11 protein-coding genes and 2 pseudogenes are annotated in these 12,974 nt (G+C 38.3%); 5 read left to right on the forward strand and 8 right to left on the reverse strand.

The window, feature by feature from the left end; all coding sequences use genetic code 11:
- Positions 1–119: 119 nt before the first annotated feature.
- From JCM14108_RS03560 to JCM14108_RS03575, 4 genes and pseudogenes are all read right to left on the reverse strand, one after another.
- On the reverse strand, positions 120–1,001 hold the full coding sequence (locus JCM14108_RS03560) for an ABC transporter ATP-binding protein (RefSeq protein WP_035178467.1): 882 nt from the start codon (positions 999–1,001) through the stop codon (positions 120–122).
- 73 nt (positions 1,002–1,074) lie between these two features.
- Positions 1,075–2,160 carry a sensor histidine kinase gene (locus JCM14108_RS03565; RefSeq protein ID WP_035178469.1) on the reverse strand — a complete coding sequence of 362 codons (1,086 nt, stop codon included), beginning with the start codon at positions 2,158–2,160 and terminating at the stop codon, positions 1,075–1,077.
- Positions 2,148–2,828, reverse strand: coding sequence for a response regulator transcription factor (locus tag JCM14108_RS03570; RefSeq protein WP_035178470.1), 681 nt, complete (start codon positions 2,826–2,828; stop codon positions 2,148–2,150). Before JCM14108_RS03570 ends, JCM14108_RS03565 begins: the two co-directional genes overlap by 13 nt.
- 178 nt (positions 2,829–3,006) lie before the next feature.
- Positions 3,007–4,997: pseudogene (locus tag JCM14108_RS03575) on the reverse strand (cation:proton antiporter).
- An 819-nt stretch (positions 4,998–5,816) separates the two neighbouring features.
- On the opposite strand from JCM14108_RS03575, the gene JCM14108_RS03585 reads away from it, so the two are divergent.
- On the forward strand, positions 5,817–6,218 hold the full coding sequence (locus JCM14108_RS03585) for a type II toxin-antitoxin system HicB family antitoxin (RefSeq protein WP_035178472.1): 402 nt from the start codon (positions 5,817–5,819) through the stop codon (positions 6,216–6,218).
- A 75-nt stretch (positions 6,219–6,293) separates the two neighbouring features.
- Here JCM14108_RS03585 and JCM14108_RS14515 read toward each other — a convergent pair.
- Positions 6,294–6,866 (reverse strand): annotated as a pseudogene (locus JCM14108_RS14515) (IS3 family transposase).
- 167 nt (positions 6,867–7,033) lie between these two features.
- Positions 7,034–7,291, reverse strand: a complete 258-nt coding sequence (locus tag JCM14108_RS03595) for an IS3 family transposase (protein ID WP_035178473.1) — start codon at positions 7,289–7,291, stop codon at positions 7,034–7,036.
- Positions 7,292–7,578: 287 nt separating this feature from the next.
- Here JCM14108_RS03595 and JCM14108_RS03600 point away from each other — a divergent pair, with 287 nt between their 5' ends.
- From JCM14108_RS03600 to JCM14108_RS03610, 3 genes are all read left to right on the forward strand, one after another.
- Positions 7,579–7,929, forward strand: a complete 351-nt coding sequence (locus tag JCM14108_RS03600; RefSeq protein ID WP_035178475.1) for a hypothetical protein — start codon at positions 7,579–7,581, stop codon at positions 7,927–7,929.
- Entirely contained in the window at positions 7,866–8,411 is a 546-nt protein-coding gene (locus JCM14108_RS03605) for a hypothetical protein (RefSeq protein WP_035178477.1), read from the forward strand. Before JCM14108_RS03600 ends, JCM14108_RS03605 begins: the two co-directional genes overlap by 64 nt.
- 135 nt (positions 8,412–8,546) lie before the next feature.
- Positions 8,547–8,954, forward strand: coding sequence for a DUF2000 family protein (locus tag JCM14108_RS03610; RefSeq protein WP_035178479.1), 408 nt, complete (start codon positions 8,547–8,549; stop codon positions 8,952–8,954).
- A 349-nt stretch (positions 8,955–9,303) separates the two neighbouring features.
- Here JCM14108_RS03610 and JCM14108_RS03615 read toward each other — a convergent pair whose 3' ends face one another.
- Complete coding sequence (locus JCM14108_RS03615) at positions 9,304–9,993, reverse strand: M23 family metallopeptidase (protein WP_035178481.1); 690 nt, start codon at positions 9,991–9,993, stop codon at positions 9,304–9,306.
- Positions 9,994–10,918: 925 nt separating this feature from the next.
- On the reverse strand, positions 10,919–11,167 hold the full coding sequence (locus tag JCM14108_RS03620) for a transposase (protein ID WP_051996002.1): 249 nt from the start codon (positions 11,165–11,167) through the stop codon (positions 10,919–10,921).
- A 592-nt stretch (positions 11,168–11,759) separates the two neighbouring features.
- Between JCM14108_RS03620 and JCM14108_RS03625 the strand changes: the two genes are divergently transcribed.
- Positions 11,760–12,383: an SDR family NAD(P)-dependent oxidoreductase gene (locus tag JCM14108_RS03625; RefSeq protein ID WP_235807165.1), complete on the forward strand. Its 624-nt coding sequence runs from the start codon at positions 11,760–11,762 to the stop codon at positions 12,381–12,383.
- Positions 12,384–12,974 lie beyond the last annotated feature (591 nt).

Genomic DNA, 12,974 nt, shown 5'->3' on the forward strand with positions numbered 1-12,974 from the left:
AGTTAAGCTGCCTGTAACTAATGGCCAGACATTCAACATGATGAATGCGATCACAAGTAACGCATAAATTAAAAATGTTGGATTAACCGTTAGCCGTTTGAATTCCAACCAGAATGCTTTCATTTTATAACCTCCTCGTGAACTGTTTGTAAATACAGATAGACTTCTTCTAGTGTGGGTAAAACCGGCGTTGCATCTGAAACCGGATTTTGAGATAGAAATCTGATTTTAACAGATGAATCTTCGGAAATTTGTTCTGTTAGTTGGTGATTCAGTTTAAAATGCGGCAGCTGATCGTTGAGAAGCCGGGTTTCAAAAAGATGCCCCTTTGCATTAGCAATCAATTTTTGGGAATTTCCGTGAAAAATAAGGTTGCCTTCGTTAAGGATACCAAGTTTATTTGTTGTTGCTGCAATATCTGAAACAATGTGGGTGGATAAAATCACAGTCCTATTTTGAGCAAATGATGTCAGTAAATTTCGCAATCGAATCCGTTCTTCGGGATCGAGGCCGGCAGTTGGCTCATCAACAATTAAAACCTGTGGGTCATTAATCAGTGCCTGGGCAATGCCTAAACGTTGAAGCATACCGCCGGATAACGATTTGATCTTTGCAGTGGATTGGGCGCTTAAATTAACTTCATCTAATAACTGGTTGATTCGGTGCTTTTGCTGGCGGGGTGGTACTTTCGCAAGAATTGCCAGATAAGTCAACGCGTCAAAAACTTTCATGTTGGGATAAAAGCCAAAATGCTGTGGCAGATAACCAATAAGGTTGCGTATCTTAGCCTTATTTCTGATTGCAATACCGTTGACAGTAATCGAGCCGGCAGTTGGTTGCTCAAGGGTTGTCAATATTTTTAATAGGGTTGATTTTCCGGCACCGTTTTTTCCCAGCAGGCCAAACATCCCTGATTGAATTTCCAGTGAAATGTGATTTAGGGCCGGTGTTGACTTTCCTCGATAGCGTTTTGTTAAATTATCAATATGAATAGTTGCCATAAAAAAACCTCCTTAACTTTCTAAGGAGATCATAACGAATAAATATCAAGAATTTGACAACAAACCAGTTTACTTATAAGTAAGCAAGTTTAGCGATTGTACAGACGCCGACATTAGGTGATTGATTTTTTATTGTAAAGTGACCGTGGTGTTGCTTACATAATTGGCTGCAGATGTATAGTCCGATTCCCAAATGATTCCCGGACTTATTGCCGGAAAAGTGCGGCAGCATCGCGTTTTTTAACTCGGCTGGTTGAAGTGGCCGGCCGTCGTTACAAACTTTGATTGTGAGGCTGTTTTTTTCAATGATTAAGTTAATGGTAACGGCTTTTTTCGCGAATCGAAAAGCATTCGTCAGCTGGTTATCGAAGATTTCCAGCATAGCAGACTTTGAAATTGAAACGGTTTGATTGGCATCTGAAATAGTTGTCTGCCACTGAATGGTTTTATCGGTCTTAAGCTGTTCAGCTTCTCGGTGAAGTGTTTTTGTTAAGAGGTTGATCGAGGTGATTGAAGGTGTTAAATGAAGATTTTGAATTGTCGATAGGCGGCTCATTCGCTCAATAAACGCATTAATGCGATCGAGTTGCTGCTTAATGTCTTTTAAAGCAGCGGTGTCCAGTTGATCGGATTGAAGCTCCAATAACTCAACGTTTCCCTGAAGAATTGTTAGCGGTGTTCGTAGATCGTGCGCAAATGCCGCGTTAACTTGTTTTTGATCTTCCGTCAGCTGCCAAGCTGTTTTTAAAGCCGTTTGAAGTGCGCGACGCATTTTTTCAAATGCCTGAATCAGCTTCCCCAATTCATCGCTGGCGGCCGGTTTTAGTTCAAAATCCAAATCTTGATTTTGAATCCGGATAATTCCTTGATTTAACTGGGTTAACGGACGAGCTAGTTTAAGCTTGTAGAAAAAGCGGGCAGTGGCATTCATAATCAGGTATGCCAGCACGAAGCTGCCTACCAGTGCACCAACGAAATATAAAATAACGCCACCAAGCACCCAATTGGCAATAAAACGGTAAATAAGATTCATAAAGGCATTCCATAAAACGAGATATCCTAAAATCGAAAAAACTGAAAGGATTGTTCCCATCAGAATTAGCCGCAACAAGGCAGTTTTAATGGGCTGATTTTTGAGTGTGCTTGTTAACCTTGCCATTTGTAACCCACCCCCCAGACAGTTTCAATTGGGGTAGCCACTTTAAACTGGCTGAAAATATTTCGGATCCGGCGAATATGTTCGGTTATCACGCGTGCATCACCGGTGGCATCATAGCCCCAGAGCTTTTCATATAACTTTTCCCGACTGAAGACTTGTCCCGGATTTAAGCTTAAAAAGGCAATCAGTTGATATTGCTTTTTTTCGAAATCGACAACCTGCTCATCAATCAAAACCTGTTGAGCACTGTAATTAATCATAATGTTATTAAATATTGCAACTTGGGCGTGCTTTTCAGGTAATGATTCGCGTCTTAGGTGCGCTTTGATGCGGGCGCCGAGTTCTGCCAGGCTGAATGGTTTGGTAACATAATCGTCCCCGCCAAGACTTAATCCGCGAACTTTATCCTGATCGGTAACTCGAGCTGTTAAAAAAATAATCGGTGAGGTTGAAATTTTTCGGATTTTATTAGTAAGTGTAAAGCCGTCGATATCGGGTAAGTTAATATCGAGTAGAATTAAGTTGGGATTTTGAGGTAATTGATTGAGTGCTGATGTTCCCGAATCAGCGGTTAATAGTGTGATATTTGAAAGTTTTAATCTAAAGTAACGGGTTAACATTTTTAATATAGCCGGATCGTCATCGACAATGAGGACTTTTGGTTGCATGGTCATCCCTCTTTCTTAGTGAATGATACTACTATTAGTATACGTTAAATATCAATTAGCGTGGTATTCAAATGAAACCGTATTAGGGGAATTCGCATTTTCAAAAATATAGCCCCGATGGCATCGCGTCTTCATGTTGATGAAGATAATGCCATCGGGGCTTGCTATCATGTCAAACTTAATTGCTGAATATTTCTGTATTTTGCAGATAAGTCATTTCATCAATTGAAATTCGCTGCTGCAGTTTTTCGGCCAATGATGAGTCGATTTTTCCGGAACCGAGGGCTTCCTGAATTAATTCATATTCGCTATGAAAGGCCCGCAAAAACATTTGGTAAACGATATCACCGTTGACATCTTTACCGTGAATCCGGCGATGACGGGTGCGGTAAAAACGTCTAACCATGTTGGCTTCAACCCCACTTTTAATGTCTTTTTCTTTTAAGAAGGCCATGACGGCATCAAAGCCGGCCTGTTCGATCGGCAGGATATCTTCCCCGTGGCTCTGAATTGTTCCCGCCAGTAGACCTCCTCCAGAATGATTGGGGCGGTCAAAAAAGCATTTTGAACCCGGTTCATGTCCCGGTAAAGATGACCGATATGCAAGCTGAATCGAATTCTCAAAAGAACGTTTTTCCAAATTTTTTCATCGGCTGAAAAATTGTTTAACTGCAAAAATTTACCATAGTAAAATTGTTCATCCTTGGTGATTTTGCCGGCATCGTATAGTTTCTGAACGGCTGCTAATTCAACCTGATGACTTTCGCTCATTAATTGACGGCGAAGTTTAAAGTTAGGCGTGGCATCTAAAACGAGCTGCTGCTGCAGAGAATCGATCACGACCTGAGCTTCGTCGGGATGTGCTTTTTCCTTTGCCAAGTCACTGATGGCGGCTTGAATCATCCGGCGGACCCAACGATATCTTGGCTGGTTGGTCTCTTGACTCGGCAATAGCATCGGGACAAAAATTGTTGGCATAATCAGGCTGATTAAAATAACAACCGCAGCCAGAAAAATAAGTGGCCCTCGAAATTCGAATGGTTGACCGGCAATGGTGTTGGGCATTGAGAAAGCCAGTGAGAGGGTAATCGTTCCATTAGCACCGCTGAAAGCCATAACCAGGCTGTCACGCCATTCTCTGCCGGTTTTGACCCGCCGTTTGATCAGATAGCGACTCCAGATAAACCGGATAAGCCCCTTTACAAGATAAACCAGAATGCCTAAACCAATTAGTTTATAGATACCAAAATTAGGGTTGGGAGATTGATGCATCGCATTGATGACTTCAGGCAATGACAGACCAAGTAAGACGAAAACCGTTCCTGATAGAGAACCGGAAACAATCTCCCAGACATTACTGGTGATCAGTTGCATTCTTGAAGATGTTAGTCGAAGCTTTTCGCGTTCAGATCCTTGAACCAGTCCGGCAGCGACAACTGCCAGAATTCCGGATAAAGCCAATTTTTCAGCCAGCAGGTAAACCAAAAACGGGGTTAGTAACTGGATCAGCACCATTGTTAAAGGGGTGTCGTCATTGTATCGGATTAAAAATAACCGAATACTGACGATGATGACGCCGATCAAACTGCCAAAAAGCAGACCGCCTAAAAATTCCCAGAGAAACATGGCAACAGCGAACTCGACGGAAAAGGTTCCGGAAATAAAAGCCGTTAGTGAAATGTCAAAAATAACAATGCCGGCAGCGTCATTAAACAATGATTCATGTTGCAAAATGCCAGCCTGTTCTTCAGCAATCGGATTTGCTTCAAAAATAGAGTTTACTGCTGAAGCATCAGTTGGCGTCACAATTGCCAACAAAGCGAAAGCTAAGCTGAGCGGTAAAATATTATAGATTAGATGCAATCCGGATCCCACGGCCAGGACACTGACCAAAACCAGTCCGACGGCCAATGACAAAATATTGGTAATCGATCTGCCAATCCACAACCGGGAGCTGTTTTGGGCTTCGTTAAACAGCATTGGCGAAATAACCGCAAGCGCAAAGGTTGAAGGATCCAGATGAAAATCCTGATAGACAGGCAACCCGGCTAATAAGAATCCCAGAAAAATCAGGAAGAACGGCAACGGGATCCTCGTAAAGTAACGTGCCAAAATATTGGCCAAAACAACGGCTGCCAAAATAATTGTTAAGAGTAACACTTCGTCCATTTTCGGCACTTCCTTTTTGTCAGTTTATTAACGCTACTAGTTTAGCACTTATAAACTAAAAAAGTGCCGGCTAGCACTTGGGCAACGGCACATGACAGTAAATACGTTATATGTAAATTGGTAGACTAAAAGTTGCTTTAAAAAATGGCATAAAAAGTGGTGAGCCGCTTCGACCTTCTGAACGCATACGCGCCGATCGTTACGAACTCACCGTGGTTTGGCACCGTTATGGAGTATAGCATAGGTGAAGCCTTTGTGGCAAGCCGTGTTTTCATTGGTTATGATTTCCTCGGCATGGATTGTGACAATTAAGCGCTTCTGTTAAGGTTAATGTAACAGTTTTGATTGATTGAAATTAAGGGACCGTTAGATGACTGGAGTTGATTGTTTGGATACTTTAAGGAAGATTAAATTGGCCATATGGGCGACTCGCTTTGCTTACATTGCATTTTTTAGTTGGCAGGTAGTTGCTTTCTTTGTGTTAGGAATTAATGATGGTCTACCTGGTCTTTTATTTTTGCTAACCGGGTTTTTGTTGTTTTATTTGGAAAAGCAATTGGAGAAGGCTAATCCCAAGTACGCGGATACATTTTCGTGTACAATTTGGCGGTTTCTTTTAGTCCCTTGGTTTTTGGTTATGTAATTTTTAGCCCCTTAAAAACGTTTTTTTGCAGCTCTCAGCAAACGACTCTGTTAAAATTGAAGTATCCTTAATTAGGTGCTGTTGGTCGAATAAAAATATTAATGACGAAACGTTTCAACAATAATAAATAGATTGTCCAGTGTCTTTTATACAATGTTGAGGGGGGAGAGATTGGAATGCCAAAAAATAAAACCGTAATTTATCCGGCAGTTTTTAGCCCTGAGCCAGATGACAGTGCCATCAACGTAACTTTTCCAGATGTGCCGGAAGCTATCACGTACGGGCATGACGAGAAAGAAGCGGCTTATTCCGCAAACGAAGTTCTAGGGCTGGTATTGGCCAATCGTAAAAAACTACCAAAAGCTAGCGTAATTAAAGATATTAAACTCGAAGAAGCAAATGATTATGTCGTTATGATTGCTGTAGATTTAAAAGCAGCAAAAAAGCAAATCAAAGTAGTAACTATAACGAAAAATGTCAATATTCCTGTTGATTTGGCAGAAGAAGCTAAAGAACGTGACATTAATTTTAGCCAAGTTCTAATAGAGGCATTAAGAGAAAAACTAGATGAATCGTAATGACTTTATTAAGAAAATGGCCTCCTTTCTCGAATCTGAAAAAAGGTCATTCGGAAAATAAAAAGAGCTAATCGATTAAACAAGTTTCTTTTTTAAAGCCGCATGGAAAGACTCAATCTCGGCATTGTCGTAAGGGCAACCCTTGCGGCTAAAGGAATGTTGAATACCCAATTTGGCTAACCGCTCCTGATAGTTTTTACTTGTATATTGGGTACCCTGATCAGTATGTAAAATCAGTTGGTCATTGATCGCCTGATTACTCATCGCTTAATCCAAGGTTCGCAGTACTAAGTCTGTCTCCATTGTTTTGCCGAATGAGTAGCCAATGATCATTTTGGAATGCAGATCTATAATGGTCGACAAATAACACCAGCCATCGGCTTGCGTTTCAATGTAGGTCATATCGGCACACCTTTTTTGGTTGATTCCAGTGGTTGAAAAATCCTGATTAAGCAGATTGGGTCGTTCCGGCGCTACTTCTGGCTTAACGGTAACTGGCCGCCACTTCCTACGGGTGATGGATCGAATCCCCAATTGTTTCATTAACCGTTGCAGCCGTTTAAGACTACAAGTTCGATCCAGTGGCGCCAATTCCTGCATAAGTTTTCTCAGAATCTTACCAGCGCCGTAGCGCTTTTCACTAGTCAATCAAATACGACTGATCCGTTCTTTTAAATCTTCGTTTTCACGCTCCCACTTGGTTGGTTCGTGATGTAACCAACGATAATAGTCGGAGCTGTTGACAGCTAATGCTTGACACAGTTTCGAAATACTATAGTTTCCAGCATCGCTTTCTCGTTTAATTAACGGATAAATCAGTCTTTTGCCAGCAGCCCTAGCGCTTTTTTTAAAATGAGGTTTTCCTCTTCCAACTGTTTAATTCGTTTGACTTGGGTCTTAGCTTCATCAGCGGTTAAGCCGCTAACGGGTGACTTCTGGCTACCAGAAACCCATTTTAAAACCGTGGAATAACCAATGCCATATTCTTTAGCTAATTCAGCTGCCGACTTAACTTTATGCTGATATAAATCAATAATATTCTGCTTGAATTCAATGGGATAACGTTTTGACATTATGAGACAACCCTTTCTTATATAGTAAGTAATTTTACACTCTCCCAAAAGTTGTCTCAAGTTTCATACTAACTCCACTCTTTAATGCTGTAGTGATAGCTTAGAAAAAATATAATTTCCCCGAATATATAAAGTTGGGTGCGGTGGATGGCATATGTAGGGTTCGATTCCTTGCCACTGTATTGTCATTATTGACACTTACTTTCTAGGATAATCTTTAAATAGCTCTGGCAGTCATGCCAGGGTTTTGTTATGCTTTTATAAAAAGAATTTTTAGAGGCATAACAATGAAAAACAAGAAAAAATATAATTGGTTTTGGCCTACTTTAGCACTTGTAGCAGTTATTTCACCTTTCTTAATTCAGGTCCTTATGACTTCCTTACTTGCTAACGTTCCTGGAGGGTCCAACGATGGGTGGTTAGGTTTTTGGGGAGGATATTTAGGGGCTATAATTTCTATTGTAGGTGTCTATCAAGCTATAAAAGTACAACACCAGGATAACAAAGATGAGATAGTGGCTAGCAATAGACCGTTTTTGAGCTGCATAACGCAGTATGGCGTAAAGGTTAACGATTGGTTTATCATTCCAGCACTAGTATTGATTTTGACCGTTTTTATGGAAATTTTTTTAGATTAGAAAATTTAAGTACACGTCCAGCTGTAAATATTATTTTTGCGGTGTTTGAAGAGGGCACTGGTAGGATTGTCGATGTTATTATTATTCCTTCTTTAGTTCAAAAAGCCGTACTTGTTAGTTACAGATATCCCAAAAGAGAAGAATTCAAAAAAGAAAAAATCGAAATTGTATATAAAACGGTTGATGAAAATTTTGGACGGTTTACGCAAACATTTTCGAATAATGAAACTTTAAAGATACCAAAAACCACATGGGGTGAAAATGCCAAAAAAGAATATAACAAACTGAAAGCCGTATTTAACAAACACAATTTAGATCATCAAAATCATCCATTTGAGATTTGGCATCAAAACTTTTCCATTTTTAGTCCCGGAGATGTGAAATACTACGACAGAGTTCACCATGACATGATTAAAAAAAAGTACCATGACCTTTTTGATGATGATAAAAATAGCGGAAACGAGGATGAGCCGAAAAAATAAAGAAGAAAAGTAATGGCATTACAGATGAGAGTGCTAAAATTCGCTGACAGAGCAGTTAAAAAATGTATTAACTTCTTGTATTGCCTTTTTTATTGTTTTTGTGTAATATTAATAATTAAACAGGTGAGGTGTAATATGAGAAGAAATGTAATTGTTTTAGAAAAACATTTGCATCCTGGGGAAGTTGGTAATGTATCAGCGATTTTAATGGGGCAGATGGTTAAGAAGGAAGCGGCACTTTTTTCTGATGATACAATTCTTGATCTTAACGGTGTCCAACATGCTGGTATCAAAAATAGTACCATCATTCTAAAAGCCGGTGCCGGACAGATACTTAATCTTGCAGATTCTGTTAAAGCAAATCCCGACTTAATCAGTGTCGTGTTTTCTGCAACTGGTCAGTCATTAAATAATCAATTTTCAGATTACCAAGCTAAAATTAAGAGTAGTTCAACTGAAGTAACTCGTCCCGTTGGAATAATGCTATCTGGCGAAGATTCGATTATTCGAAGTATCACCAAAAAGTTTAGTGTTCTCCAATGAGAATATCGCTAATGTTGGTGGGACGGAGAAGGCAGTATGGAACACTATCTCTTTTGCTAGTACTCCATTGTTTTAAAGCAAAAAGTAGATAACTTTAAGGCGGACACACAATTTGACATTAAGAAAGTTGTGAGGCCTGGCCACACATCAAGGCTACAACTTGGTAATTAAATCGCTGAAATAGAATACAAAGAATTTCCCGAACAAAGAAGTTACTTAAAAACTCCTGTAAAATAGTGTACAAAGCACTGATTTCACAGGAGTTTTATTTCTAAAACAAGCTAATTTAGAGATTCTATTATTGTTCAACTCTCAAAAAAATTAAACAATGAATAAAGGAAAGGAGACATTACTGATTCTTGTTAAATTTAATCCTGTCTTTTTCGGAGGGGATCTGACTATAAACAGTTTTCCAAGTATCGTTTTGATAAATTTGATACTTTTCGAAAAAACACGGGATTCCGTTAGCATTTTTTAAATCACTGCTGTCCATAACTTGAAAGTGTAGGTGAGGGGATGTGGAATTTCCTGAATGACCAACTTTGCCTAAAAAAGAACCCTTCGGTATTTTTTCATTTAATGAAACAGCAATAGAGTCTGTTTGTAAGTGAACAAAAGCCATGTATACATTTTCTGAGCACTTTATAATAATAAAATTGCCAGCAATTATACTAAAATCATCTGTCTCTTCATTAAAGGTAAAGGATTTCTTTATGCCGATAATGGATTCTCGTAACCAATGAACGTGTTTTCTTTCAGGAACACCATCAATTTTTGCAACAACCTCACCATCACATGGTGCATAAATATCCTTTCCATAACAGTAGCATTTCTTAAGGGGCACCCCTAAGATTAAAAATCTGAAAGTACTTGCATCATAAAATTTATTCATATTGTTTTGATCAACCTGCAAAAAATCAAAAGCATATTTTAAGCCCATGCGATTAGTACCATGGCTCGGAATACGTTTAGCAGGAGTGGTGGGAGCGACCCATTCGCCCCTTAATGGAAACTCAATAGTAACCGCATTTTTCTTCATAATTTACCCCACCTTTAAAAAATACTGAGATAGTTATTTTGGAATCGAAATCAATAGAGTAATTGTTATATTAATTTTAACATGAATATATACCAAGATAAAAGGCTAATCCCAAACTTCTTATCTAGTGACCTCAGTTAAAGAGATTATCTTCAAATTATTCTTTGCTAATCTATTTTAGCAACAGAACATCACGTAAAATAAGATGTGATTTTTTTTGTGATTCAAGTCTGATTATGTATATTGATTTTTTAGTCGCTGTATTTTCTGATAGTCGGTTTAATCATTTATTGTAGATTCGTTGGTTGCTATAGAAGATCTAATGGCTTCATCTTTCGTTAAAGTGATTTGCTTTTCACAGTTTGAATCCGCAATTTTGTCTAAATATTTACTTTGAATAATTTTAGCTTTATTTTGATGTTTTACCCTTCTTAATGCGTCATAAAGAACTTGTGTATCTGTGCCTCTGTTGGGACTGTGGAATCGCGCGTTAGAGGTGGAAGCCTTACATTATTTTTGATTTGAAAAATATATGACTGGGAAGTACCCGACATATCAGATAATTCATTCATTTGAAAATTAACAGCATCTCACCATTTAAGCTAGTGACAGCTTTGACTAAGCATTAAGGTTAGGGATGTTTAATCATATCTAGTAGGTTAAGAAATGTTAAGGCTTCGTTGGCCATTGTTAGCAACATAAAGAAGAATGTATGTAGTTGCTTTAAATAATAAAATGTCGATGGGTTGGTTATCCATGAGGCAGATAACGCCTAATTCAACAAAAGTTGGCTATCGTTTTAAACAAGAGCTAGAGTTAATAGTCGAGGTCGTTCACAACGACCTGAAAATGATGATTGAAGCAATAGAACAATAGGTAGAGCTATCCACCGGATACCTAGTGTGGCGTAGCTTTCTAAATTGAATTAATCACTTAATTTAGGATACAGCGATTGTAATTTAGTGCGGGCATCTTTTGTCGTGAACTGCCAATTTACCGTGATGCCCTTTTGGTTCCGCTGCCGGCACCAGGCCTGGAGTTCTTGATTTAATTTGGCTACACTGCCTAAACGCCGGTTAGCTAGGCATTGCCGGGTAAACAGATTCAACCCAATTTCGGCAATGTTCAACCAACTGCCATGTTTAGGCGTATAGTGAATTTCGAGCTTTTTCAACAGGCCTCACTACATGATCTTCCTAAGTGTCAGACGGTTTATACTTATGTGATTGTGGACCCAGCAATTCGTAACAACGGAACTATCACTGTTAGATTAAGTTTTAAAAATTGTCCTTACCTGATAATCTCAACAAGATCGTTTGGCATTAGCCTTTATCAGTGTTGATGCGTAAAACGTTAGAGTGCTAAAATAAGGATATTGGCGCCCGTAAGGAAGCTCTGAGATAGAACACCATCTAACTGTGGCTATAGATGGTGTTCCAGACTATTTATTCAACCCGGATTTCTGATCGTTGTGGGAGTAAATATTACATTAACTTTGAATGACGAATGCTTACGTTGAGTTTAAATTTTTTAGTTAATGTTAGCTATAACAGTTGTAATTCTCAATGGATATATGGCTTAATTCACAGAAGACTGTGTAGTCATTAAACGAAACGAGCCATATAAATTTGAAATTATGTTACAACACTGGTGGAAAAGTTTTAGATAATTCTTCGGGAAATTCTATGTGTGATTGATATGGAATCAGACGGATTTTTTAATCCTTGCTATAATTTAACTTTAGGAGGGTATCGATAGTGAAAAATATGGTATTAATAGGTTTGGGAAAATCTGAACTTGGTGTAAAGATTATTGAGAAGTTTTCTCATGAAGGCTTTAGTATTTTTTTAATGGGAAGAAACTCAGCAAAGCTTGATATTGCACAACAAAATTTCAAATTAAAGAATATTCAAATAACAACAAAGAAGATTGATTTAAACGACAGCACTTCTATTAAACATGCATTTTCAACTATAGAGAATATTGATGTTTTAATTTATAATGCTGTTGCACGTAGAAATACTGACGCAAAAGAACTTTCTCGAAAAGATGTTGAGAAAGATTTTTCAATTACAGTTGGTGGCGCAATAGATTGTATTCAAGAATCTTTGACAAAACTTAAGGCCTCTAACGGTAGCGTAATTTTAACTGGTGGAGGTGTTTCTTTGAACCCTTCAGTTCAAAATAGTTCAATGTCTTTAGATAAGGCAGCTTTAAGAAATTACGCATTTTCTTTGGCTAAAAGTCTCCAAGACGAAAGGGTGTATGTGGGGACGGTCACTATCACGAAGGCTATTGAAGAGGAATCTGCTAATTCTTCTCAAAAAGTTAGTGATGTGTATTGGGAAATTTACAACAATAAACCCGATAAATTCGAAGTTATTATTTAACGCATCAGTTGGCTCATCTCTATTAGAACAGTTATTCAAAATATAAATGTATTTAACAATCATTAAACATAAAATCAAAAAAATCAGTTTAGATCTCAATAGTTTTCGAGATTGTTAGTAATCATGGTAAGCGTTGGCTGGATTAAAACCTATGTGGTACATCTTAACGTTATTTTTAGTGGGATCATCACAGCACTAAGTGTTGACATTTGCTGACTAAAAAGGTCATCGTTGCCGGTGATCTAATTTGAACTCAATTATAACAATCACTAAGGCAAAATCCTTAATATTATTTGAAGGGAAATTCTTTCATGTCAAGATTATAACGTGTCAAAACATGACATTTGCTTACTCAATATTAAGTAAATGGTTGTTAAGAAATGTTAAGGTTGATTGCTCCCGTCAGCTAAAGAAGCACAGTGCCGACAATTTTAAAGTGGTGGCCGAACTTTCGACTACGAGATTATTAACTGGTAAGTCAAAAGTGGATAGATAAATGCCATCATATCCCTTACATCCTACATAGTTAACAGATACTCTTTAGCCATGTAATGTACCTACATAGCAATTACATAAAAAGTTGAATAATTA

Origin of the sequence: Lentilactobacillus farraginis DSM 18382 = JCM 14108 (genome assembly GCF_000583655.1) — a bacterium.
Taxonomy (GTDB): Bacteria; Bacillota; Bacilli; order Lactobacillales; family Lactobacillaceae; genus Lentilactobacillus; species Lentilactobacillus farraginis.

Excerpts from the sequence above, each read along its gene's own strand:
- JCM14108_RS03595 (WP_035178473.1), bottom strand. The coding sequence starts at position 7,291 with ATGTCAAAACGTTATCCCATTGAATTCAAGCAGAATATTATTGATTTA.
- JCM14108_RS03610 (WP_035178479.1), top strand. The coding sequence starts at position 8,547 with ATGAGAAGAAATGTAATTGTTTTAGAAAAACATTTGCATCCTGGGGAA.
- JCM14108_RS03570 (WP_035178470.1), bottom strand. The coding sequence starts at position 2,828 with ATGCAACCAAAAGTCCTCATTGTCGATGACGATCCGGCTATATTAAAA.
- JCM14108_RS03565 (WP_035178469.1), bottom strand. The coding sequence starts at position 2,160 with ATGGCAAGGTTAACAAGCACACTCAAAAATCAGCCCATTAAAACTGCC.
- JCM14108_RS03600 (WP_035178475.1), top strand. The coding sequence starts at position 7,579 with ATGAAAAACAAGAAAAAATATAATTGGTTTTGGCCTACTTTAGCACTT.
- JCM14108_RS03615 (WP_035178481.1), bottom strand. The coding sequence starts at position 9,993 with ATGAAGAAAAATGCGGTTACTATTGAGTTTCCATTAAGGGGCGAATGG.
- JCM14108_RS03625 (WP_235807165.1), top strand. The coding sequence starts at position 11,760 with ATGGTATTAATAGGTTTGGGAAAATCTGAACTTGGTGTAAAGATTATT.
- JCM14108_RS03560 (WP_035178467.1), bottom strand. The coding sequence starts at position 1,001 with ATGGCAACTATTCATATTGATAATTTAACAAAACGCTATCGAGGAAAG.
- JCM14108_RS03585 (WP_035178472.1), top strand. The coding sequence starts at position 5,817 with ATGCCAAAAAATAAAACCGTAATTTATCCGGCAGTTTTTAGCCCTGAG.